Raw genomic sequence first — 21,554 nt, 5'->3', positions numbered from 1 at the left:
ATGGGCGCGTGTGGACCCGCTCAGCCGATGGGAGGTCGAACCGGATGCGGCAGCGCAGGCGTTGCGCGGGCAGGCGCAGGCGCAGCCGGGTAGGCGATGCGTTCGGAGACGGGCAGCAGCAGCGTGGGTGGCATCAGTGCCGCCTGGCCGTGGACGACGCATCCGCAGTCGCAGTGACCGCTGCAGTCGTCGCCGCAATCGTCGTGGGTCGTGGCCGCAGGCGGAGCCGGCATCGCATCGTCGGAGGCCGCTGTGGTTGACATGTCCTCGTGGCACGGCGGTGCTTCGGCAGCGGTTGTCGCAGCGACTTCGGCATGCGCGCAGCCCGTCTTCAGCGATGCCATCGCCGTGCCGATGCCGTTCGCCACGAGGGCGAGGCTGAACAGGACGTGCAGCAGGAGCGGATGCAGGCGCATGCGGCCGAGTCTACTCCGGTTGCGGACCAGGCTGCATGCGAAAGCGCCCACACTGAAACCATTGTCCCGGTGTGGGCGCCAAAGTGCCTGTCGAATGCGGAAGTGCGCGTTGCCGATGCGCGTCCGCGCGCCGTTATTTGATCGGGCCGACCACCGGCAGGAGAATCGTGGCGGCGAACATGGGAAGCAGGATGGCGGCGACGATCTGCCCCCACGACTCGGTGATGTACACACCCTTGCCTTCATCGACCATGGTGATGACGCCGAGGTAGGCCGAGATCACGAAGGCGTAGATGCCGCAGACCGCGCCGATCGCCACGCCCGCCACCGGGATCACGACACTGGCCGCCGCCGCGATTTCCGTCAGCGTCGCCGCCGTGAGCGTGCCGCCGCCCTGCAGGTATTTGACCGCCGGCTCGCGGATGATCAGCACGAGTCCCCACTCGTTGACGGTGAATTCGATGTCCTGGGCGACCGCCATCGGCAGCTCCGACTTCGCGGTGCGGGCAATGCCCGGTGCTTTCAATGCTTCCGCGCTGAAATTCAACCCCGCCGACAGTGTTTCGATCTGTGCAAGGATCTTCCGGTCGAGCGAGAAGCCCTTTTCCTTCAGCTGTTCCACGAGCGATTGCTGATGCGTGTTGTCTGCCAAAGCCATGACGTTTCTCCTTGAGCCATGCGGCATATCGGGCGATGCCGCGACGCCTGACATCCAGTGCGCGAACAGGCGGAAACCCGAAGAGGCCGGATTCGGATCTTCGACCCGCGCAACGCTGGCGCAGCGTGCGTGCTCCGGTGCCGCGCATTGCGCACGGTTGCGTTCGAGCGGGGCAAGACGACGATCGACATCGACGATGCCTCTTCTGACGGAATCATCCTACCTGCAAGCGAAAACGCAGAAGATGACCGGGATCAAATGCGCCTCCATTCCAAGACGCCGCGACGCGATGACGCCTGCAGTGTTGTGCCGTAGCGGAATGGCATTGACTCAAGCGTCACATACCTGTCCTCGTCATCCCCGCGAACGCGGGGATGACAGCCCTCAAGCAGGTTCCATCCGCCCGTAGCCCGGTTCTCGCCGCAGGCGAGAGCCGGGGCTCATGATCGATGCGAAACGTTCATCGCCCTGCAAAACCGTTCGCACATCCGACCGACCAACCATTGCAGACGCGACAACAGCCATATCGATAGAGCGCAGCTATGGCGCACCGTTTGCTTTTGGGTTGGTGCGGTGCGGTGCGGTGCGGTGCGCCAAGGTGACCTCGTTAATTTCATGCCGGCGGCTTTCGGCCAAGAGTGGACAATGGCCATTCCTCGTAGAGCGCATAAGCCGAAGGCGTCATGCGCCACGCTGCATGTCGGGGTGCAAGTTCCTCAAAGAAGGTGCATGACGCCTTCGGCTTATGCACTCTGCAAACCTATCCGCTTTACGGGCTTGGTTGATGATCGCGGTACGCTGTTTCATCTTCATAGAAGTCCAGCCGCGATGCGCATGCAGCTTGCAGAACGGCGCATAGCCATCAAGCACCGCCAACGGAGTTCCTGCGTTGATGCGGTGCTCGAAGGCTTCGGGAGTGCAGTCCTGGATGGTGTTGCTGCGGGATTCGCACGGAAACACACGCGGGTGGGCGAATTCGGTGAGGGCGATGGACATTGCGGCGATCGTGTATGAAGTGCGGTGAGTGTAACGCCGCACCCACCGCAACCCGTCTCGCTCACCAGTCGAACGATACCGACAACGCCAGGCTGCGGCCCGGGCGCGTGTAGAAATCAATGTCGCTGGTGGTCGCGGACACGCCGCGCACCGTGCTCCAGTCCCAATGGCTGCGGTCGAAGGCATTGAGCAGGGACAGATTCACGTGCACTTCCTGCGACGGTCGCCACCACGCGTGGACATCGAACAAGGCATGTCCTGGCGCATGGAACAGCGGTCCGGCGGTTTCGTCGAGATGCGACTGTCCGGCGACGCCGGTCGCCACCGTTTCCACGCCGAAGTCCGCGCGCACCGGCGCCCAGCTCGCACCCAGCACGATGCGCGCGGGCGCGACGCTGTTGAGCGGCTGGTCGCGGGCGAGATCGCGTCCGCGCGCCCACGCGGCGGCGGCGCGGAATTCCCAGTCGCTGCTGAAGGCCGGCGTCCACTGCCATTCGCCTTCGATGCCTTCGATGCGCGCGCGGCTGCGATTCACCGATTGAAAGATCAGCGCGCCGCTGACTGGATCAATGCCGAGGTTGGCGCGCGAGTCGATCAGATCGCAGTAGCGGTTGCGGTACACCGACACGCTGGAGCGTATGCCATCGCGCTGCCATCGCCAGCCCGCTTCAACACCATGGCTGGTTTCGGGGCGAAGATCGGGGTTCGGCCGCACTTCGTAATTCAGCAGGGACAGTGAAAGACCGATGTTCACATCACCGAACGGCGGAGCACGGAAGCCTCGCGCGTACTGGGCGAAGAACGTCGAATGTTCGCCTGCTTGCCAACGCAGGCCGAGCTTCGGCGTCCACGCCGAACGGCGGATGTCGGCGACGCGCACGGTGGGATAATCCTCGCGGAACATCGTGTCGGCGGTGGCGTCGAGCTCGTAGTGCTCCCAGCGCAGCCCCGGCACCACCGCGAAGCGCTCGCCGATACCGATCTCGTCCTGCCAGAACGCGCCGGCTTCGTGCGCGACGCTGTTCGGAAAATCGCGCACCGGAAAACGCTCGCCCAGCACCACGTTGCTGCTGGCACCGGTGAGCAGATCAATTTCGCTGCCGTCGCGCTGTCCGGAATACTCGGTGCGCGCGAGTTCGATGCCGAACACCTGACGGTGGCGGACTGCGCCCTCGCCGCTGCGTGCTTCTCCCAGCCACTCGACGCCGCTGTTGCGCTGCTCCAACTCGAAGCGGCGCAGTCGCAGCGACGGGAAGCGCGTGGTGCGGTCGGCAAGGCGCGTCTGCGCGGTGTCCTGCCGCACTTCGCTGCGCTGCGTGTACAGCAGCATTTCGGCGCGATCGAGCCAACCCAGCGACGATGTCGCTTCCGGCGACCATCCCGCACCAAGGCTGATGCGACTGCGGCGATAGCGGTCGTCGCCGCGCAAATCGGTGGTGGTCGAGAAACGCCCGGGGCCGAAACGCAGCGAACGCACATCGGTCTGCGCCTCGCCTTCACCATGATCGAAAGTCGCGACCCAACGTCCGTGCCGCTGCCCGTTCCAGACTGCTTTCGCCAGCACGCCATCGCGGCGGTAATCCAGCGGATTGGCGGGATGCGTGGAGGATGCGTTGTCGGCCTGGTGACCATCGCGACGCGTCGCCATCAGCATGCCTTCGAAACGGCTGTCGGCATCGCGCATCGCGAATGCGGCGGACGCGCCGAGACTGTCGTCGCGGCCCGACCACCCGAGACGCGATGAAAACTGATGGTCGTCGCCGCCGCGCGCGAGCAGATCGCCGGGGTCGCGGGTGCGGTACGCGATCACACCGGCCAGTGCATCGCTGCCGTACAGCGTGGAGGCCGGACCGCGCAGGATTTCGACGCGCTGCAGCGCATCCAGTTCGACCAGGTCGCGGCCGGCGGCGGCGAACTGGCCGACGCTGAAGGCTTCGGCCACCGGCACGCCGTCGATCTCCATGCCCACGCGGTTGCCGTCGAGGCCACGGATCGAGAAGCCCTGCCACCCGAAGCGCGCGCTGTCGCCAAGTGCGTCGATGCCCGGCTGGTAGCGCACCAGATCGGCGATGTCCTGCGCCTGATGGCGCTCCAGCGCGTCGCGCTCGATCGCGGCGACGGTGCCGACCACGCGACCGGCCGGTTCCGGCGCCCTGCTGGCGATCACGACCACCCGATCCAGTTCCTGCGACTGCGGTGCTGTGGTAACGGCATCCGCATGCACCTGCCGGCACCACAGCGAACACAGCACGACCAACGGCAAGGATATGGCGAGACGGTACATGGCAAGGCTCATCGGATGGACGACTCGAAGTGTAGGAAGACACGAACCCGGCTTCGACCGGAAACTGCGACCTGCTTGACCTAGGTCATGCATCGGCGAAAAACCGCGCCGGACAATCGTCTCCAGACCACCGCAGCTCGCGGTTTCACGCCTCCTTCCGTGTCCGGGGAATCTCCATGAAGAAAACGCTCATCGCCTCCGCACTTGTCCTCGTCGTGGCCGCTTCGGCCATCGCGATCGCGGATGAGGTCGTCAACGAACGCCCGCCAAAATCGACGATGGAAGCCGGCGAAGCCGCCTATCTCGCCAACTGCGCGGCCTGCCATCAGCCCGATGGAAAAGGTCTGGCCGGTGCGTTTCCGCCGCTGGCGGATTCCGATTACATCCGCAGCGTGCCCAAGGACCGGCTGGTCGATGTCGTGCTCAAAGGCTTCAGCGGCAAGGTCAAGGTCAACGGCGTCGATTACGACGGCGTGATGCCGGCGCTGAACCATCTCAGCGACGCCGACATCGCCAACGTGCTGTCGTACGTGACCAACAGCTGGGGTAACGCCGGCGTGACCGTGGCGACGGCGGACATCGCCACGCGACGCGGCGCACAGACGCCCGAAGCTGCGAAGGCCGGCGCGAACACGCCGGAAGCGAAATACCAAGGCGCCCCGACCGCGATTCCGGCGCCCGCCGCACTCGCCGGCAACGCCGGCCCGCTGCCGCCGCTGAGTGACGACGAACGCAAGCATGCGACGCAGATCTTTTTCGAGCGCTGCGCCGGCTGTCATGGTGTGCTGCGCAAGGGCGCCACCGGCAAACCGCTGACGCCGGACATCACCCGCGCCAAAGGCACCGAATATCTGCGCGCGCTGATCAACTTCGGCTCACCCGCAGGCATGCCCAACTGGGGCACCTCCGGCGAACTCAGCGCCACCGATATCGACATCATGGCGCGCTTCCTGCAGCACGATCCGCCATCGCCGCCGGAATGGGGCATGAAGGAAATGAAGCAGAGCATGGTTACCTTCGTGCCGGTGGACGAGCGGCCGAAAAAGAAGATGAACGATCTCAACATCGACAACATCTTCGCGGTGACGCTGCGCGACAGCGGCGAAGTCGCGCTGATCGATGGCGATACCAAGCAGATCATCAACATCATCAAGACCGGCTATGCGGTGCATATTTCGCGCACGTCGCACTCGGGACGTTACATCTACACCATCGGTCGCGATGCGCGCATCGACCTGATCGACCTGTGGATGCCGAAGCCCGACAAGGTCGCGGAAATCAAGATCGGTCTTGAAGCGCGTTCGGTGGAAACGTCGAAGTACAAGGGCTACGAAGACAAGTACGCGATCGCCGGATCGTACTGGCCGCCGCAATACGTGATCATGAACGGCGAAACCCTGGAGCCGCTGAAAGTGGTCGGCACCCGCGGCATGACCGTGGACACGCAGGAATACCATCCCGAACCACGCGTGGCCGCGATCGTCGCTTCGCACGAGCATCCCGAATTCATCGTCAACGTGAAGGAAACCGGGCAAATCCTGCTGGTCAACTACGAGGACATCGACAACCTCAAAGTGACCACGATCGGCGCGGCGCGTTTCCTGCACGATGGCGGCTGGGATATCACCAAGCGTTATTTCCTCACCGCCGCCAACCAGTCAAACAAGATCGCAGTGGTCGATTCGCGCGAGCAGAAACTGACCGCGCTGATCGATGTCGACAAGATTCCGCACCCGGGCCGCGGCGCGAACTTCACCCATCCCACCTGCGGCCCTGTCTGGGCGACCTCCGCACTGGGCAACCCGAAGATCACGTTGATCGGCACCGACCCGGCGAAACACAAAGCCAACGCCTGGAAAGTCTGCGAAGTGCTCACAGGCCAGGGCGGCGGCTCGCTGTTCATCAAGACCCATCCGAAGTCGACGAACCTGTGGGTCGACACGCCGCTCAACCCCGATCCGAAGATGAGCCAGTCGATCGCGGTGTTCGACATCCGCCATCTCGACAAGGGCTTCGTGGTGCTGCCGATCGCCGAGTGGGCGAATCTTGGTCCGGGCGCGAAGCGCGTGGTGCAGCCCGAGTACAACGCGGCCGGCGACGAGATCTGGTTCTCGGTGTGGAACGGCAAGACCGAGCGCTCGGCCATTGTGATCGTTGACGACAAGACCCGCACCTTGAAGGCGGTGATCGACGACAAACGCATCATCACCCCGACCGGCAAGTTCAACGTGCACAACACGGTCGGCGACGTGTACTGACAGCAGACGGCAGCAGGACGGTATCGGACAGCCCGGGAGCGATCCCGGGCTCATGGCTGTCGGCGTGCCCGGCAGCACCGAATCAGCGCGTAAGGCGGGGTGAGCGCAGCGAACCCCAGCGTCAGACTCTCAGCCGCCTGTACCCTTTGAGGATAACCGCAGTTGCGACCACACAGCGGTGGGGTTCGCTGCGCTCACCGCCACTCTACGATACGTCAATCAATTGCATCGAAAAGCAATCAGCAGGGCCGAATCCGTACAGCGGTTTCCACCATCCACCAAAACAGCACCGATGGGTAGCGACAGAGCCGCCCTCAACGCCGCCGCACACACGACTTGATACAAGCAGGAATGCAGTACAAGATCAACCCTCGTCCCTCTGCGGAGCGTCCTCATGTTCCACAAGTCGATGCTGTTCTGCGGTCTGTGCGCGCTGGCGTTGCCGATGATCGCGCAGGGCCAGGATTCCTCCGATGAGCTGGATACCGTGGTGGTGACCGGGTCGCGGATCGGTTACAGCGATCTGATCGATACGCCTGCCGTCTCCCTGACCAAGCCCGGCGACTATCTGCTGCAGACCATCGTGCTGAGCAACGATACTCGCGATGCCGAGATGCGCAAGCGCGAGATCCACGACACCATTGCGCAATTGATCGCATCTGCAGGTGGGCGTTATGTCGTGTTCTACGTCGACGAATACCGGGTTGCGCTCAATCGCGACAATCATCGGGTCGAGTTGGAAGAGGACGACGAGCGCCCGGATTCGAGTCTTGTCTCCCTGCAGATTCGCGTCGGCGTCGGCGGTGACCCGGCGAAGGCCGAGGCGATCATCGCCGAGATGCGTCGTTTCATCCGCAGCGCGAACAAGGTCGGGCGCACCGAAATCGAGATCAAGGGCGACACGGCGTTGATCATGAATAAGCCGGAACGTTTCCGCTACGAATTGATCGACGCGATCGCCGATGATTCGAAGCGGTTGATGACTGCGATGGCGCTGGACTGCAAGACGGAGATCGACGGCCTCAATCGACGCGTCGAATGGAAGCGCGCATCGGCGGCCGAGCTGTTGCTGTACATCCGCTACAGCGTGACCATTTCCGATTGTCGGAAAAGCCCGCAGTAGCGGATACAGTCTGCTCAATTTCTTGTCTTCCCGTGATCACCGCCCGAAGTTGGATGTCGGAAGTCATTTTTTGTGGGTAAAGCCTGGAATCTTTTTCGCGCACCAGCGCGAAAAAGGCGTTGGGTCTTGCCTGCAAACCAAGAGGCTCCGAAATCCGACGAAAAAAATCAGCCTTCCGACAAATGCGCAACAGCAGCCGTCGCAGCCTCGCGATCGTTGTCGTCGAACGGCGTGACCGTCACGCCCTCGACCGTGCCCGCATCAAGACAACGCACATTGACGCTGAACCCATCGGGATGACTGCGCGGCACATAGAACGCCTTCACGCCGCAATGACCACAGAACAGATGCCGCGCGGTGCCGGTGTTGAAGCGGTATTCGGTGAGTACGTCTTCGCCGTCCAGCAACCGGAAGCGCGCGGCCGGTACGATCAGGTGCAGGAAACCGGTCATCCGGCAGATCGAACAATTGCAGTCCAGCGCGTCGAGCGTTGCCGGCGCATCGACTTCGAAACGAACGCGACGGCAATGACAGCCGCCGCGATGGGTGACGCGCGTGGCGGACATCGTGTCAGTCCTTAGTCTTTGCCCTTGCGTCGGCCCTTGGACTCATGGCTTTCGCCGCTGCGGCCGTGGCGGTCATCGTCGTCGCGACCATCGTCGTGGTGTCCGCTGCGACCCTTGCCGCGCCCGGGGAAATCGCCATCGAGGTCGCGATCGAGTTCGATCGGGCGGGCCCAGCGGTCGTAGGTCGGTACCATCCCGCGTTTGAGGCGGTGGAATTCCGCCGAGCCCGGTTTGATACCGAGGCGTCGGGCCATCGCGCCCCAGCCCTGGCCGTGGTCGCGCTCCCAGAGATCGACCACGTGGCGGCACGGGTGGCCGCTGAGGTTGGCGAGCGCGCAGGCGAAGTAGACATCGCCCGGCGCCCAGCGCCGGCGGGTCAGCAGCTCCACCACCAGATCGCGCGGCGCCGCGTGATAACGCACCAGTTCGTCGACGAACGGGTCGCGGTAGCGGTCGCCGTAACGGTTCATGTCGCCCAGCCAGGTATCGACCCAGACATCGCCGCTGCGCGGGTTCCAGCCGAAGGTGAAGTCATGCGCGTGCGCGCTGCCGGCAGCGAGGCCGAGGGCGAGCAGTGCGGTGGCGATGGGCTTGCGCATGGTGGGCAGTCCAGCAGATGACGACGGCATGGTCGCACGATCCGCCGCCAGCGGGCAGCGCGGGCGGAGGCTCAGCCGGCGATGAGCGAACGTACCGCCGCCGGCAGTTCGACCGGCTGCTGCACGGTGCGCAGGCGCTCCAGCGCGGACGGCGGCGCGGTTTCGGTTTCGTGCGCCCAGGTCACGCGATAGGGCATGTACACGCCGCAGCCGCCGAGTTCGAGGACGGGCACGATGTCCGAACGCAGCGAGTTGCCGATCATCGCGAACTGTACCGGCGCCAGTGAGAATTCCGCCAGCAGCCGGGTGTAGGTGGCGGTGTCTTTCTCGCTGACGATCTCGATCCGCCGGAACAGATCCGACAGACCGGATTCGCGCACCTTGGCTTCCTGATGGAACAGATCGCCCTTGGTGATCAGCACCACCGGAGTCTCGCGCGAAATCTCCTCGACCGCTTCGCGGATGCCGGGCAGCAGTTCGACCGGATGCTGCAGCAGCGATTTGCCGAGTTCGACGATGCGATGCAGGTCCTGCGCGGAGATCCGCGCATCGGTGATCGCGACGGCGGCTTCGATCATCGACAGGGTCATGCCCTTCACGCCGTAGCCGAACAGCGCGAGGTTGCGCTTCTCGACCGCGTACAGCCGGTCGTGGGCGTCGTCGAGATCGACGTAGCCGCCGACGATGCGCTCGAACGTGCGCTGCGCGTCGCGGTAATAGTCTTCGCTGCGCCACAGCGTGTCGTCGCCGTCGAAGCCGACGAGTCTGATGTCCCGGGTCATGGTGCGATGCTCTCCTCGGATGTTCTCTTCGTTGGCGGACATGTTCGGCATGTCGCTCATGGCAGGGTGGTGCGCAGCTTGTCGGTCATCGGCACCGCATCGGCGGGGCGCAGCGGCGGTGGCGACAGCGCCGCCCGGTAGGCGCGATACAGCAGCTGGACTTTCTCCAGATACGCCTGCGTTTCCTTGTAGGGCGGCACGCCGTTGTAGCGGGCGACCGCGCCCATGCCGGCGTTGTAGGCGGCGATCGCCAGCGCGGGATCGTTCTTGAAACGCTTGAGCAGCATCCTGAAATAGCGGGCGCCGGCATCAATCGACTGCGCCGGCGAGAAGGCGTCGGTGACGCCGTATTCCATTGCGGTCGCAGGCATCAGCTGCATCACGCCCTGCGCGCCTTTGGGCGATTCGGCCTTTTCGTCGAAACCGCTTTCGGCATGCGCGATCGCGCGCAGCCAGGCGTCCTCGACGCCGGTTTTCTTTGCGGTGGCCTTGAACAGTCGCGCGTGGCGGTCGAGCTTGGGCGTGTCGATCTTGCCCAGGCCCTCGTGCGCCGGTTCGCCTTCCGGGGTTTCCACCGTGAAGCGCAGATAGACGCGCGAGCCCGGCAGGTTGCGGGTGCCGTACACGAGTTTGCCGTCCTGTTCGCGCTCGTAGAGCGTGCCGCTGAAGACGCCCATCTCGCCCCAGAGGTTGGGCGTCTGCACGGCGCTGTCGTCGATCTGCCTCGGTTCGCACTTGGAACCGGGCTCGGGCGCGGTGGACAGGCTCACGGTGCCCTTGTGCACGCAGCGATAGACCGTGCGCGCCTGCGCCGATGACGGCAGGGACGACAGGATCAGGCACGACACGATCAGGCACAGCATGGGCGGCAGACGAGGCATGGCGCGTAGTCTAATGCGTCGTACGGAACCACCGCTTTACGCGTAGCATGGCCCGGGTCCGGTCCCTCTCTCCGAACGCACGCGCGCCACGCCCGGCCGGTTTCCGTCGCCCGTCTCGCTCCCATCGCAAGGTCGCCGCCATCGCGGAACGACCGTTGGAGCTCGCATGCCGGACGACCGTCCCGGTGCGGAATATCGCACCCGCCTCATCGATGTCAGCCTGTCCGGAGACGATTACCGCATCCGTGCATTGGCCGACCGGCAGCAATACGCCGATCCCGATGGCCTGGCCGAGCGCGCGGGCATCAGCTCCGCGCAGTGGTGTCTGTTCGGCCAGCTCTGGCCGGCCGGCCGGATCTTGGCTGCGGCGATGGTGGAGTTCGATGTCGCCGGCAAGCGCATTCTCGAAATCGGCTGCGGGCTCGGTCTGTCGAGCCTGGTGCTGCAGCGTCGACGCGCGGACATCACCGCCAGCGATCATCATCCGCTCGCCGAACGGTTCCTGCGCGGGAACGCCGTGCGCAACGGGCTGCCGATCGTGACCTATCACGACCTGCCGTGGCTGACCGCCGACATCGTGCTCGGGCGTTTCGACCTGATCATCGGCAGCGATGTGCTGTACGAACACCGGCATGTCGCGCAGTTGGCCGCACTGCTGGAACGGCACGCCCGCGACGGTGCGGAGATCATGATCACCGATCCCGGGCGCGGCTTCGGCAATCCGTTGAGCCATGCGCTGCGCGATCAGGACTACCGCGTGGACGAGGCGCGCTGTGCGTTCGAGGACACCGATCGCGCGCCCTATCGCGGGCGTCTGCTGCACTATCGACGTTGAGTCGCCCGTGGTCGAGTCGCCGCTGTCGAGCGGTCAGGGTTTCGCCGCGTCTTCCTGCGCCCAGGTGCGCGCGATGCCGCTGCGGCGCATGCGGTAGCGTTCGTTCTCGTCGTGCACGGTGCCGTAGCGACTGATTTCCGTTGTTTGCAGCATGTCCACCGCGCCGGTGTCGCGGCGGAACAGCAGCACGCCTTCTTCGTCCAGGACCAGATCGTTCGGCCGGCCGTCGTGTCGCGCGTCCGACTCCGCAGAGCCGACCAGTTCGTCCACCAGTGTCCACAGCACCTTCGCATCGGCGCGCGGGTCCAGCGTGTGCGTCCAGCGGATGCGCGCGAGATCCGGATCGCCATCGACCAGGCTGAGCACATACTCGCGGCTGGCGGGGAGCGGCCGGCCTTCGGTCGGCGACGCCATCGGCGCGTTGTCGCGATAGCGTTTGCCCACGACCAGGGTTTTGCCGGCGAAGGCGATCATGGCTTTCGCCTGCGCGCTGGACATGGTTTCCACGCCTTGCGGGGTGATGATGCTGTCGATCGACGCTTGCAGATTTTCGCGCGCGATCGCCAATGCCTCGTCGCGATCGTATTTGGCGACTTTGGAATCGCCACCGTTGAACAGGTTGGGCAGGTTCGCGGCGAAGATCGGCAGCATCGCCGCGCGCATCTTCACGAGCACGACGTCCAGATTGCGCACGCGGCGATACTGTCCGTTGCGGTCCAGTTCGATCACGACTTCCATGCCGTCCAGTTCGTCCAGCATCGGCGCGATCGTGTCGACCATGCTGCGGTCGCCCTCCACGGCTTCGATCCGGCTGTCGTGCGTCGTCCAGGTCAACGCATATCCCTGGTTGTCGGCCTCGTCGGTGCGGATGCGGGTGCGGTCGGTGATGCGGCGGGCGCTCTTCGCGCCGTTCGCGTTGTCGCGGACGACGGATTCGGTGTCGTAGGTCGCGACTTCGCCTGCCCTCCATCCGATGGGAACGCGCACCTGCTCGGCGGCGTCGGCGAAGACGGGCGCAGCGGCGAGCAGCAGTGTGGACAACAGCGCGACGGCGCGGGACGGCAGGATCATGGACGTTCCTTCGAGGAGGACAGAGGTGCGGTAGTCGAGATTACGCACTGCGCGCGAGCAATGCGCGCATGCGCTGCAGCTTGGGCGCCACCATCGGCACCGTGAGCATGGTGCTGGCCACCGCCATCAGCAGCAGCGCGGTGAAGGTGGCGCTGGTGATGATGCCTTTGTCCAGCAGCACGTTGGCGAAGATGATCATGATCAGCGCCTTGGTCTGCAGCAGCCAACCGATGACCGATGCTTCGCCCGGCTGCCATTTCAGGAGGCGGCCGGCGAGGTGGATACCCGCGAGCTTGCCCACGAGCTGCGCGACCAGCAGCGCGCCCGCAGCGATGAACACGGTCGCGCCGCCGACGCTCCAGCCGGTCTTCAGGCCGGTGCTGAGGAAGAACACCGGCATCATCACCAGCAGCACGTGATGGCGCAGTTGATCCATGTGTTCCTGCTCGAACCAGTCGGTATCGATCACCACGCCGGCGAGGAAGGCGCCGACCATGAAGTGCAGGCCCGCCCAGTCGGCGCCGAACGCGCAGATCGCCAGCCAGATCAGCATGACGTACCAGCGATCGCGCTCCTGCAGCCTGCGCATCAGTTTGCGGAACAGCACGCAGGCGACCGCGAACGCGATCAGGAAGCCCGCCTGCCGCCCGATCCGCACCCAATCCATCAGCACCAGCGCGAGCACGCCCCAGATCGCGATGTCGTCGATGCTGGCGTAGCGCAGGATCCGCTGGCCGATCGGCTGGCGCAGGATCTCGAGCTTTTCCATCAGCAGGATCAGGATCGGCAGCGCGGTCACCGCGCAGGCCATGCCCACGCCGACCACGAACTGCCAGGTCATGCCGTTCGGCCCGATCCAGCCGTCGAACCCGAGCATGCCCACCGCCACCGCACAGCCGAACAGCAGCGGCGTGCCCAGGGCGAGGCCGGCGGTGATGGTGCTTTCGCGGCGGTGCTCCCAGGTCTTGCGCAGGTCCAGCTCGATCCCGGCGATGCACACGAACAGCATCACCGCCCACCACGCCACGCCGTTGAGCGCGCCCACCACCTCCTTGTTGAACACGAAGGCGTAGTAATCGGGAAACGCCGCGCCCAGCACGCCGGGCCCGAGCAGGATGCCGGTGATGATCTGCACCACCACCAGCGGCGCGAAGTAATCGGTGCGTCCGACCCGCCAGATCAGATACGGCACCGCGAAGATGATGGCCATCGCGATGAGGAAGATCTCGGTGGTGGTGATGGTGTGGGGCATCGCAGGCAGCCGTGAGAGGTGTGGCTATGGGGTTGAGCTGGGATTCTATTCTAAATAGCTGTTTCTTAACTTTTTCCCGACAGGGACTGGGCGGCATGGACTTGTCTTGCTGGAGCTTGAGAAACAGTTCAAGTAGGGAGCTTGAAGTTTCGTAATTTTCGGCGCATACAAGCAAAAAGACACATCTGCTTGGGCCTGCCATGAGAAATTCAAAAGACCCTTACTGCTCCTTCAAGGATGATCGGGAACGGCGTCTCGCTCTCGTCGCGCGCGACGTGAGGTTCATCGTGGTTGTGCTCATCATCGCGTTTTCACCGAATGTAGCCTGGGCCGATTGGTTAGGTCGGCTTGGTCGTCTTTTTTCAATGTAACCGTGTCTATTGGGCATTGATCAACTTCTGCATGTGCGAAAGTCGGCGCGCATTTAGGCTTGAATCTCTAAGCGTAAAACTGAACAGGCAGGATAGGTCTGTGTGCGGACGCGTGCTACCCTCTGGCCGATGATCCGGACGCCCACGACTTCCCGCATTTTGGTGACCGCGCTGGCGCTGGCTATTACAGCCTGCGCCACCCAGTCCCTCCGCCGAAACCCACGGTGCTGGTCGCCGCGCCGGAACCGGCCGCCGAGCCGCCCGCGCCCGCCGAAACGCTGCTGCCCAAAGTGCCGCAGCCGCAGGAACGCCCGGTGGCGCCGCCGTCGGTGACCGATCCGGCGATCCCGCGCGAACAGCGCATCGCCGCGTTCGTCGACTACACGGCCACGACCTACGGCATCGACCCGCAGCGCGTCCGCGACACGCTGGCGCAGGCCGAATACAAGCAGAGCATCATCGATGCCATCACCCGCCCGGCCGAGGCGGTGAAACCCTGGCGCGACTACCGCACCATCTTCATGACCCCCGCGCGCATCGACGGCGGCGTCGCGTTCTATCGCGACAATCGCGAGCCGCTGGAACGGGTGGCCGCGCAGACCGGCGTGCCGGCCGAATATATCGTCGCGATCATCGGCGTGGAAACCTTCTACGGCCGCAACACCGGCAGCTACCGCGTGCTCGATGCGCTGTACACGCTCGCCTTCGATCATCCCAAGCGCGCGCCGTTCTTCGCGGGCGAACTCGCCCAGGCGTTCGCGCTGAGCAAGGACGAGCCGCAGCTCGATCTGCTGACCTTGAAAGGCAGCTACGCCGGTGCGATGGGCATGGGCCAGTTCATGCCGTCGAGCTACCGGCTGTGGGCGAAGGACGGCGACCGCGACGGCCGCCGCGATCTGCTCACCCACAAGCCCGATGTGTTCGCGTCGATCGCCAATTATTTCGTCGTCCACGGCTGGCAGGCCGACGCTCCGGTGGTGGCGCGCGCAAGTTTCGATGCGCAGCAGCCGGAATTCGTGCCCGAGAATCTCGAACCCGTGCATACGCTGCACGCGATGGCCGCGCGCGGTTATCGGCCGATGCCCGGCGAACCCGTTCCCGGCGACACCGCAAGCGAAGGCGCGACCGTGGTGAATCTCGACGGCGATGCCGGCCGCGAATACTGGCTGGGCTATCGGAATTACTACGTGATCACCCGCTACAACCGTTCGCCGATGTACGCCTTGGCGGTGCATCAGCTGGCGCAGGCGATCCGCACCGGAGCGCAGCCGTGAACGTCGCGCTGCGCGCAGCCGTTCTCGCGATGTCGCTGTCGGCGTTGAGCGCCTGCGGCACCGCACCGAAGAAAGCCGATCCGCCGCCGCAGGCCGACCATGCCCCCGCGGCTTCCGCGCACGTCACCGATGCACCGAAACGTTCGCCGTATGCGCCGGCCGCGGAAGATCCCGGCAAACGCGGCGATTACGTGGCCGGCGGCCTGTATGCGCCGCACATCCAGGACAGTGCGCCCGACGCGATTCCCGATGTCGACGCCATCCCCGAACCCGAAGTGAAAGCGGAGCCGCGTTCGCGCGTCGGCAACCGCAGCTACGCGGTGCTCGGCAAGCGCTACCAGATCCGAGATTCCGCCGAGGGCTATGTCGAAGAGGGCATGGCCTCGTTCTACGGCAAGAAATTCCACGGCCGCCTGACCTCGAACCAGGAGGTGTACGACATGTACGCCTTCAGCGCCGCGCACAAATCGCTGCCGCTGCCCAGCTATGTGCGGGTGACCAATCTGGCCAACGGCAAATCGGTGATCGTGCGGGTGAACGACCGCGGCCCGTTCCATGCGGGCCGCGTGATCGATCTGAGCTACGCCGCAGCGACGAAGCTCGGTTTCACCAAGCAGGGCACCGCGCGGGTCGAAGTGCGTGCGCTGACCCCGGGCGAAGGGCGTGGCGCCGGCCGCAGCGAGCGCACCGCGCGCGCCCGTCCGCAACCGCCGGCAGAACCGCCGCGCGCCACGGTGGCGGATACCTCGGTGTCGGCCGATGAATTCGAGCGTTGGATGCAGACGCAGGGCATCCGTTTCGCCGCCGGCAAACCCGGCGAGGCCAAGCCGATCGACGCCCGGCCGGACACGCCGTCGATGGCTGCGTCATTGCCATCGCAACCGGTCGCGGACGCACAGCAGGGCGATGGTGTGCTGTTGCAACTGGCGTCGTTCGCGACCCGCGACAATGCCGAGCGTGCCCGGGACACGCTGCAGGCCGGCGGGCTCGAGGCGCTGCGGATCGATGAGGCCTCGGTCAACGGCCAGCCGGTGTGGCGCCTGCGGATCGGCCCGGTGCCGGCATCGCGGGCGCAGGAACTTTCCGCCCGCGCGGCCGATCTTGGTTTCGGATCGGCGCAGATCGTGCGCGACTGATCCTGGAGATCTGCTGGACGCGAGCAGTTGGACGCGAGCAGTTGAATGCGAAGGACCGCATCGAACGGAATGGTCGCGCGATATCCGCGACCGCTCGGAATCTTACGCCGCTTGCTTCAGACTATGCGGCTGTCCTGACATATCCATGGCGGCTCGACCGGACTTCCGCTGCCGGAAGCCCGAGTCGCCTTTGAAGAGCGAACGATGCGATGAAGATTCACGGTGCGACGCGACAAGGTGCGATGCGGTGGCTGCTGGCAAGCGCCTGCGTCGTGTGGATGACGGGCATGGTGCTGGCCCAGGCGCCGGCCGGCGCCCCCAAGGCCGATGCCGCCGCCCAGCCCGCACCGCCGCTGAGCATTCCCGACGCCCCCAGACCGGTCAGCGCCAAGGCCTGGCTGGTGATGGACGAAGCCACCGGCAAGGTATTGGCCGGCGAGAACATCGACACCCGGCTCGAGCCGGCGAGCATCACCAAGGTGATGACCTCGTACGTGATCGCGGCGGAGCTGAAGGCCGGCCGGATCAAGCCGAACGACAAGGTGATGATGAGCGAAAACGCATGGCGCACCGGTGGCGCCGGCACCGAGGGCAGTTACAGCGGGTTCGAGGTCAACAAGACCGCCGACCTGAGTGAGATGGTCAAGGGCATGGTGGTCCAGTCGGGCAACGATGCCGCGATCGCGCTCGCCGAACACACCGCCGGCAGCGAAGCGGCGTTCGCCACGCTGATGAACGACTACGCCAAGCGCATCGGCCTGAACAACAGCCACTTCGTGAATGCGCACGGTCTATCGGCCGAAGGCCACTATTCCACCGCCCACGATCTGGCGATCCTGGGCCGCGTGCTGATCCGCGATTTTCCGCAGGAATACGGCTACAACAAGATCCGCGAATTCACCGTCGGCCCGATCACCCAGCGCAACCGCAACCTGCTGCTGTGGCGCGACGAATCGGTCGACGGCATCAAGACCGGCCATCATTCCGGTGCCGGTTACTGCCTGCTGTCGTCGGCCAAACGCGGCGACCAGCGCCTGATCAGCGTGGTGATGGGCGCCAGGAGCGAGGAAGAGCGCGCGGTCGATTCGCTGGCGCTGCTCAACTGGGGCTTCCGTTTCTACGAAACCCACCGCCTGTACCAGCCCGATGTCGCGATCGCCACCCACAAGGTCTGGAAAGGCACCACCGACGCAGTGAAGCTCGGCCTCGCACAGCCGCTGCTGGTGAGCACGCCGCGCGGTCGCTACGCCGAACTCAAACCGCAGATGGACGTGCCCAAGACCCTGGTCGCGCCGATCAAGGCCGGACAGAAGATCGGCATGGTGCGGGTGATGCTGGACGGAAAACCTGTGATCGAAGCGCCGCTGATCGCCGTGGAAGGCGTGGTCGAAGCCGGCTTCTTCAAGCGTCTGTGGCACGAATTCCTGATGTGGTGGGAGTCGGTCTGACCGTCCTCTGATCCTTCGCTCAACGGGAGCGGCGTATGGACTACAGCGAATTCGTCGCCGTCATCGGCGACCGCAAGACCCCCGAGCTGAAGGATTTCGAGCGCGTCTCGATCTTCGCCAACACCGCCGACAAGGACGTGCTGTGGACGGCGCTGGGCAACGGCGGCATCCATCCGATCTACCAGGCGCTGGTCGTGCAGGCGCTGCATCGCCGGTTGATCGAAGCCCTGGAGCGCGAACAGGCGCAGCAGCGGAAACTGGAAGAAGACGCGCGGAACGAGGCCGTCAAGGATCCGCCGCCGCGCAGGCGCAGTCGTTGATCGCGGGCATCGCATCGAGAGCCGTCGCATCTGGAGCATCGCCATGAGCCATCGCAGCCGTCTCGCCGGATTCATCATCGATTGCCAGACCGACGATCTCGACGCCGCCACGCGGTTCTGGAGCGGCGCGCTGGGCCTGCCGATCGGCGAACTGTCGCCGGAGGAATCCGCGACCTACGCCAAACTCGACGACGCGCCCGGCGAGTTGCATATCGAAGTGCAGAAGGTCACGCATCCCTCGCGCGTGCATCTGGATATCGAAACCGACGACATCGACGCCGAAGTCGAACGCCTCGAAGCGCTCGGCGCGAAGCGTGTCGCCTACGTTCACACCTGGTGCGTGATGGAAGCGCCCACCGGCCAGCGCTTTTGCGTGGTGCGGATGAAACATCCCGAGCGCGGCGCGACGCCGAACGCGTGGTGATCCGCAGCGCTCAGCGCCGAGCGCTGCGCAACCACCCGCGACGCGCGAAGAACGCCAGCGCCATCACCGCCAACCACACGCCATAGCCCAGCGCCGCCGCCAGCACCTGCGGCCAGATCCTGCCGTGACCGCCGCTGGCGTTGTCGTGCGACCAGTGGATGCTGGCCACGAACGCCGCGACCGACAGCGCCAGCGCGGCGATATCGAAGAGCACGCGCGCGGCGTGTCGCGGCTGTCGCGGGTAGATCCAGTACAACGCGCCGAGAATCAGGAACCACGGCAGGAACAGGATCAGTGCGAGGTTGTATTCGATCAGCGGGTTCATCGATGCGGGTTCAGCCGGCTTTCGCCTGTTCTCGTTCCTGCTCAGCGCGCTTCAGCGCGTCGAGCGCGGCGCGTATCACCTCGTTCGGCACGGGATCCAGCGATTCGACGTGCGCGGCGGCGTCGGCCAGCGCCATGTCGCCTTCGCGTTTGAAGCGTGCCACCCACGCGCCAGCATCCTTCGGGTTGTCGAAACCGAGACTTTGCAACAGCGTCTCGCCGGAGTCCGCAGTAAGCTTGAAGTAGAACTTGCCGTCTTTCTCCCGATATTGCTTGAGCTGGGGCAGCGCAACGGTTTTTTCCTTTTCGCTTCGTGTCGATGTCGCCATCTTCGACAAATCCCGAAACCCCACCGCCTCGCGCAACCGCCGCATCAGCGGCAGGCCGTGGCGTTCGCGCGCCACGGCAGCGCCTTCGCGCAGCATCGTTTCGATCTTCTCAGGCTGCGCCATCAGTGCGTTGTAGCGTTCGCGCATCGGCGACAGTTCGTTGTCGATGCGCTCGAACAGCCTCTGCTTGGCGTCGCCCCAGCCGATGCCATCGGCGAAGGCCTCGCGCATCGCCGCAGTTTCTTCTGCGCTGGCGAAGGCCTGATAAAGCTGGAACAGCGCGGAGCCCTCGGTATCCTTCGCCTCGCCCGGCGCGCGCGAGTCGGTGACGATCGAGAAGATCAGCTTCTTCAGCTGTTCGCGCGGACAGAACAGCGGGATGGTGTTGTCGTAGCTCTTCGACATCTTGCGGCCGTCGAGACCGGGCAGGGTGGCGACGTGTTCCTCCACCGCCGCTTCGGGCAAGACCAGGTGATCGCCGTAGAGATGGTTGAAGCGCTGCGCGAAATCGCGCGCCATCTCGATGTGCTGGATCTGGTCGCGACCGACCGGCACCTTGTGCGCGTTGAACACCAGAATGTCGGCGGCCATCAACACCGGATACATGAACAGGCCGGCGGTGATGCCGAAATCGTCGTCCTCGCCCTCGGCGCGGTTCTTGTCGACGGCGGCCTTGTAGGCGTGGGCGCGGTTGAGGATGCCCTTGCCGGCGACGCAGGTCAGGAACCAGGTCAGCTCCGGAATTTCGATGATCTCGCTCTGGCGGTAGAACCACACGCGGTCGTTGTCCGGCTCCAGCCCGCAGGCCAGCCAGCTCGCGGCGATATCCAGCGTGGAGCGCTGCACCTTCGCCGGGTCCTGTACCTTGATCAGCGCGTGCATGTCGGCGAGGAAGTAGAAATTCTGGGTGCCGGGCATGCGGCTGGCGGCGACGGTCGGGCGGATCGCGCCGACGTAGTTGCCCAGGTGCGGCGTGCCCGAGGTGGTGATGCCTGTGAGAACGCGGGTGACGGTCATGGGGCCATGCGGGGAAGAGCAGGCCGGTTAGTTTACCTGCCGCCGAATCGCGCAACCGGGCCCCGCAACCGGACCCCGCGGCCGGATCGCCGGTTCGGGCGCAAACCCCATCCGGCGGCGTGGGGCGTTCATGGTGAGTGTCCACTTCGGACACCCATCACTCACGGAGCCCCGTCATGTTGCGCCCGACCGTCCTGCTGCTGTCCGCCCTGATCGCCACCACCGCCTGCAGCTCGCTGTCGGCGCAGCCGCTGGTCGATGTCGATATCGTCGACCGCGATACCGGCGAATGGCTGCCCGAATACCGTCATCGTGGCCGCGACTGGGTTCCCGGCGTCCCCGGCCACCGCTACAGCGTGCGCATGACCAACACCACCGGCGAGCGCGTGCTCGTGGTGCTGTCGGTCGATGGCGTGAATGCGGTCAGCGGCCAGACCGCCGCCGCCAGCCAGACCGGCTACGTGCTGGGCCCGTGGCAGAGCACCGAGATCACCGGCTGGCGCAAGTCCTGGCAGGACGTCGCCCAGTTCTATTTCACCGACCTGCCCGACAGCTACGCCGCGCGCACCGGCCGGCCCGACAACGTCGGCGTGATCGGCGTGGCGGTGTTCCGCGAACGCGCGCAGCCGCAGCCCTACTACCAGCCCGCGCCGGTCGGCCGCGACGATCGCGAATACGACCGCGACAACCGATATCGCGACCAGGCCGGCCGCGCCGAAAGCAAGTCCGCGCCTGCGAGCGCGCCGTCGGCCTCGCGCCGCGCCTCCGAATCCGTCGCCTCGGATTCCGCCAATGGTGTCGGCCAGAGCATCGGCACCGGCCACGGCGCCCGCGAATGGTCGCCGGTCAGTCGCACCGATTTCGTGCGCGCCTCGCGCACCCCGGCCCAGGTCCTGCAGATGCGCTACGACGACATCGACAACCTCGTCGCGATGGGCGTGATGCCACGGCCCTACCGCTACGACGATCGCCGTCGGGGCCAGCCGCAGGCGTTCCCGAACGGTTTCGCCGCGGATCCTCCGGGCAACTGGTAATCCTTTCTTCCACTGTTCCAAGCGACGGGCCGGCTTTTGCCGGCCCGTCGTCATTTGCAGCCATGGCGCATACACGATGCACCGATCCGCCGCTCGACGCGCATTCTGCAGCGGGTGCATCGCGCTTCGCGAAATGATGCCGACGCCCCCCGCAGA

20 protein-coding genes and 1 pseudogene are annotated in these 21,554 nt (G+C 65.2%); 9 read left to right on the top strand and 12 right to left on the bottom strand.

The features are described 5' to 3' along the window. Positions 1 to 20 precede the first annotated feature (20 nt). The 4 genes from HOP03_05245 to HOP03_05230 form a co-directional block, all read right to left on the bottom strand. Positions 21 to 416, bottom strand: coding sequence for a CopL family metal-binding regulatory protein (locus HOP03_05245; GenBank protein NOT87568.1), 396 nt, complete (start codon positions 414 to 416; stop codon positions 21 to 23). A gap of 133 nt (positions 417 to 549) precedes the next feature. Further along, positions 550 to 1,128 (bottom strand): hypothetical protein, encoded by a 579-nt coding sequence (locus tag HOP03_05240; GenBank protein NOT87567.1) that lies wholly within the window; start codon positions 1,126 to 1,128, stop codon positions 550 to 552. Positions 1,129 to 1,755: 627 nt separating this feature from the next. Next, positions 1,756 to 2,070 carry a DUF3228 family protein gene (locus tag HOP03_05235; GenBank protein NOT87566.1) on the bottom strand — a complete coding sequence of 105 codons (315 nt, stop codon included), beginning with the start codon at positions 2,068 to 2,070 and terminating at the stop codon, positions 1,756 to 1,758. A gap of 61 nt (positions 2,071 to 2,131) precedes the next feature. Beyond that, a complete protein-coding gene (locus tag HOP03_05230; GenBank protein ID NOT87565.1) occupies positions 2,132 to 4,366 on the bottom strand; it encodes a TonB-dependent hemoglobin/transferrin/lactoferrin family receptor in 2,235 nt (744 codons plus the stop codon). A gap of 164 nt (positions 4,367 to 4,530) precedes the next feature. Here HOP03_05230 and HOP03_05225 point away from each other — a divergent pair, with 164 nt between their 5' ends. Both HOP03_05225 and HOP03_05220 read left to right on the top strand, forming a co-directional pair. Further along, positions 4,531 to 6,612 carry a c-type cytochrome gene (locus HOP03_05225; protein ID NOT87564.1) on the top strand — a complete coding sequence of 694 codons (2,082 nt, stop codon included), beginning with the start codon at positions 4,531 to 4,533 and terminating at the stop codon, positions 6,610 to 6,612. A 394-nt stretch (positions 6,613 to 7,006) separates the two neighbouring features. Further along, positions 7,007 to 7,735 (top strand): hypothetical protein, encoded by a 729-nt coding sequence (locus HOP03_05220; protein NOT87563.1) that lies wholly within the window; start codon positions 7,007 to 7,009, stop codon positions 7,733 to 7,735. Between the two features lie 167 nt (positions 7,736 to 7,902). Here the strand turns inward: HOP03_05220 and HOP03_05215 are convergent, their stop codons facing one another. The 4 genes from HOP03_05215 to HOP03_05200 all read right to left on the bottom strand — a co-directional run bounded on the left by HOP03_05215 (position 7,903) and on the right by HOP03_05200 (position 10,563). Next, positions 7,903 to 8,301, bottom strand: coding sequence for a GFA family protein (locus tag HOP03_05215; GenBank protein ID NOT87562.1), 399 nt, complete (start codon positions 8,299 to 8,301; stop codon positions 7,903 to 7,905). An 11-nt stretch (positions 8,302 to 8,312) separates the two neighbouring features. Further along, the gene (locus tag HOP03_05210; GenBank protein ID NOT87561.1) at positions 8,313 to 8,900 is read right to left on the bottom strand and encodes a hypothetical protein; all 588 of its coding nucleotides are present in this window, start codon (positions 8,898 to 8,900) and stop codon (positions 8,313 to 8,315) included. Between the two features lie 71 nt (positions 8,901 to 8,971). Beyond that, entirely contained in the window at positions 8,972 to 9,682 is a 711-nt protein-coding gene (locus HOP03_05205) for an HAD family hydrolase (protein NOT87560.1), read from the bottom strand. Between the two features lie 56 nt (positions 9,683 to 9,738). Continuing rightward, positions 9,739 to 10,563: a lytic transglycosylase domain-containing protein gene (locus HOP03_05200; protein ID NOT87559.1), complete on the bottom strand. Its 825-nt coding sequence runs from the start codon at positions 10,561 to 10,563 to the stop codon at positions 9,739 to 9,741. A 166-nt stretch (positions 10,564 to 10,729) separates the two neighbouring features. On the opposite strand from HOP03_05200, the gene HOP03_05195 reads away from it, so the two are divergent. Next, on the top strand, positions 10,730 to 11,398 hold the full coding sequence (locus HOP03_05195; protein ID NOT87558.1) for a methyltransferase domain-containing protein: 669 nt from the start codon (positions 10,730 to 10,732) through the stop codon (positions 11,396 to 11,398). Between the two features lie 33 nt (positions 11,399 to 11,431). Here HOP03_05195 and HOP03_05190 read toward each other — a convergent pair whose 3' ends face one another. Continuing rightward, positions 11,432 to 12,469 (bottom strand): hypothetical protein, encoded by a 1,038-nt coding sequence (locus tag HOP03_05190; GenBank protein ID NOT87557.1) that lies wholly within the window; start codon positions 12,467 to 12,469, stop codon positions 11,432 to 11,434. A 40-nt stretch (positions 12,470 to 12,509) separates the two neighbouring features. Next, entirely contained in the window at positions 12,510 to 13,721 is a 1,212-nt protein-coding gene (locus HOP03_05185) for a cation:proton antiporter (GenBank protein ID NOT87556.1), read from the bottom strand. A gap of 500 nt (positions 13,722 to 14,221) precedes the next feature. Here HOP03_05185 and mltB point away from each other — a divergent pair. The 5 genes and pseudogenes from mltB (at position 14,222) to HOP03_05160 (ending at position 18,694) form a co-directional block, all read left to right on the top strand. Continuing rightward, positions 14,222 to 15,366 (top strand): annotated as a pseudogene (gene mltB, locus HOP03_05180) (lytic murein transglycosylase B). A gap of 29 nt (positions 15,367 to 15,395) precedes the next feature. Continuing rightward, positions 15,396 to 16,502, top strand: a complete 1,107-nt coding sequence (locus HOP03_05175) for a septal ring lytic transglycosylase RlpA family protein (protein ID NOT87555.1) — start codon at positions 15,396 to 15,398, stop codon at positions 16,500 to 16,502. Between the two features lie 242 nt (positions 16,503 to 16,744). Beyond that, positions 16,745 to 17,950: a D-alanyl-D-alanine carboxypeptidase gene (locus tag HOP03_05170; protein ID NOT87554.1), complete on the top strand. Its 1,206-nt coding sequence runs from the start codon at positions 16,745 to 16,747 to the stop codon at positions 17,948 to 17,950. A 35-nt stretch (positions 17,951 to 17,985) separates the two neighbouring features. Continuing rightward, positions 17,986 to 18,270, top strand: a complete 285-nt coding sequence (locus tag HOP03_05165) for a hypothetical protein (protein ID NOT87553.1) — start codon at positions 17,986 to 17,988, stop codon at positions 18,268 to 18,270. Positions 18,271 to 18,313: 43 nt separating this feature from the next. Then, positions 18,314 to 18,694 (top strand): VOC family protein, encoded by a 381-nt coding sequence (locus HOP03_05160; GenBank protein ID NOT87552.1) that lies wholly within the window; start codon positions 18,314 to 18,316, stop codon positions 18,692 to 18,694. A gap of 10 nt (positions 18,695 to 18,704) precedes the next feature. Here HOP03_05160 and HOP03_05155 read toward each other — a convergent pair whose 3' ends face one another. Further along, a complete protein-coding gene (locus HOP03_05155; protein NOT87551.1) occupies positions 18,705 to 19,019 on the bottom strand; it encodes a hypothetical protein in 315 nt (104 codons plus the stop codon). 10 nt (positions 19,020 to 19,029) lie between these two features. Beyond that, positions 19,030 to 20,364 carry a tryptophan--tRNA ligase gene (locus HOP03_05150; GenBank protein NOT87550.1) on the bottom strand — a complete coding sequence of 445 codons (1,335 nt, stop codon included), beginning with the start codon at positions 20,362 to 20,364 and terminating at the stop codon, positions 19,030 to 19,032. A gap of 176 nt (positions 20,365 to 20,540) precedes the next feature. Here HOP03_05150 and HOP03_05145 point away from each other — a divergent pair, with 176 nt between their 5' ends. Beyond that, positions 20,541 to 21,398, top strand: a complete 858-nt coding sequence (locus HOP03_05145; GenBank protein NOT87549.1) for a hypothetical protein — start codon at positions 20,541 to 20,543, stop codon at positions 21,396 to 21,398. Positions 21,399 to 21,554: the final 156 nt, after the last annotated feature.

Origin of the sequence: Lysobacter sp. (assembly GCA_013141175.1) — a bacterium.
Taxonomy (GTDB): domain Bacteria; phylum Pseudomonadota; class Gammaproteobacteria; order Xanthomonadales; family Xanthomonadaceae; genus Lysobacter_I.
This window is presented reverse-complemented; position numbering and strand designations above follow the sequence as displayed.

What these genes read in the sequence shown, in the direction of transcription:
- HOP03_05240 (NOT87567.1), bottom strand. Translation starts at nt 1,128, where the DNA reads ATGTCAGGCGTCGCGGCATCGCCCGATATGCCGCATGGCTCAAGGAGA.
- HOP03_05175 (NOT87555.1), top strand. Translation starts at nt 15,396, where the DNA reads ATGTCGCTGTCGGCGTTGAGCGCCTGCGGCACCGCACCGAAGAAAGCC.
- HOP03_05200 (NOT87559.1), bottom strand. Translation starts at nt 10,563, where the DNA reads ATGCCTCGTCTGCCGCCCATGCTGTGCCTGATCGTGTCGTGCCTGATC.
- HOP03_05195 (NOT87558.1), top strand. Translation starts at nt 10,730, where the DNA reads ATGCCGGACGACCGTCCCGGTGCGGAATATCGCACCCGCCTCATCGAT.
- HOP03_05190 (NOT87557.1), bottom strand. Translation starts at nt 12,469, where the DNA reads ATGATCCTGCCGTCCCGCGCCGTCGCGCTGTTGTCCACACTGCTGCTC.
- HOP03_05150 (NOT87550.1), bottom strand. Translation starts at nt 20,364, where the DNA reads ATGACCGTCACCCGCGTTCTCACAGGCATCACCACCTCGGGCACGCCG.
- HOP03_05245 (NOT87568.1), bottom strand. Translation starts at nt 416, where the DNA reads ATGCGCCTGCATCCGCTCCTGCTGCACGTCCTGTTCAGCCTCGCCCTC.
- HOP03_05235 (NOT87566.1), bottom strand. Translation starts at nt 2,070, where the DNA reads ATGTCCATCGCCCTCACCGAATTCGCCCACCCGCGTGTGTTTCCGTGC.
- HOP03_05155 (NOT87551.1), bottom strand. Translation starts at nt 19,019, where the DNA reads ATGAACCCGCTGATCGAATACAACCTCGCACTGATCCTGTTCCTGCCG.
- HOP03_05165 (NOT87553.1), top strand. Translation starts at nt 17,986, where the DNA reads ATGGACTACAGCGAATTCGTCGCCGTCATCGGCGACCGCAAGACCCCC.
- HOP03_05220 (NOT87563.1), top strand. Translation starts at nt 7,007, where the DNA reads ATGTTCCACAAGTCGATGCTGTTCTGCGGTCTGTGCGCGCTGGCGTTG.
- HOP03_05230 (NOT87565.1), bottom strand. Translation starts at nt 4,366, where the DNA reads ATGAGCCTTGCCATGTACCGTCTCGCCATATCCTTGCCGTTGGTCGTG.
- HOP03_05160 (NOT87552.1), top strand. Translation starts at nt 18,314, where the DNA reads ATGAGCCATCGCAGCCGTCTCGCCGGATTCATCATCGATTGCCAGACC.
- HOP03_05210 (NOT87561.1), bottom strand. Translation starts at nt 8,900, where the DNA reads ATGCGCAAGCCCATCGCCACCGCACTGCTCGCCCTCGGCCTCGCTGCC.
- HOP03_05205 (NOT87560.1), bottom strand. Translation starts at nt 9,682, where the DNA reads ATGACCCGGGACATCAGACTCGTCGGCTTCGACGGCGACGACACGCTG.
- HOP03_05215 (NOT87562.1), bottom strand. Translation starts at nt 8,301, where the DNA reads ATGTCCGCCACGCGCGTCACCCATCGCGGCGGCTGTCATTGCCGTCGC.
- HOP03_05145 (NOT87549.1), top strand. Translation starts at nt 20,541, where the DNA reads ATGTTGCGCCCGACCGTCCTGCTGCTGTCCGCCCTGATCGCCACCACC.
- HOP03_05185 (NOT87556.1), bottom strand. Translation starts at nt 13,721, where the DNA reads ATGCCCCACACCATCACCACCACCGAGATCTTCCTCATCGCGATGGCC.
- HOP03_05225 (NOT87564.1), top strand. Translation starts at nt 4,531, where the DNA reads ATGAAGAAAACGCTCATCGCCTCCGCACTTGTCCTCGTCGTGGCCGCT.
- HOP03_05170 (NOT87554.1), top strand. Translation starts at nt 16,745, where the DNA reads ATGCGGTGGCTGCTGGCAAGCGCCTGCGTCGTGTGGATGACGGGCATG.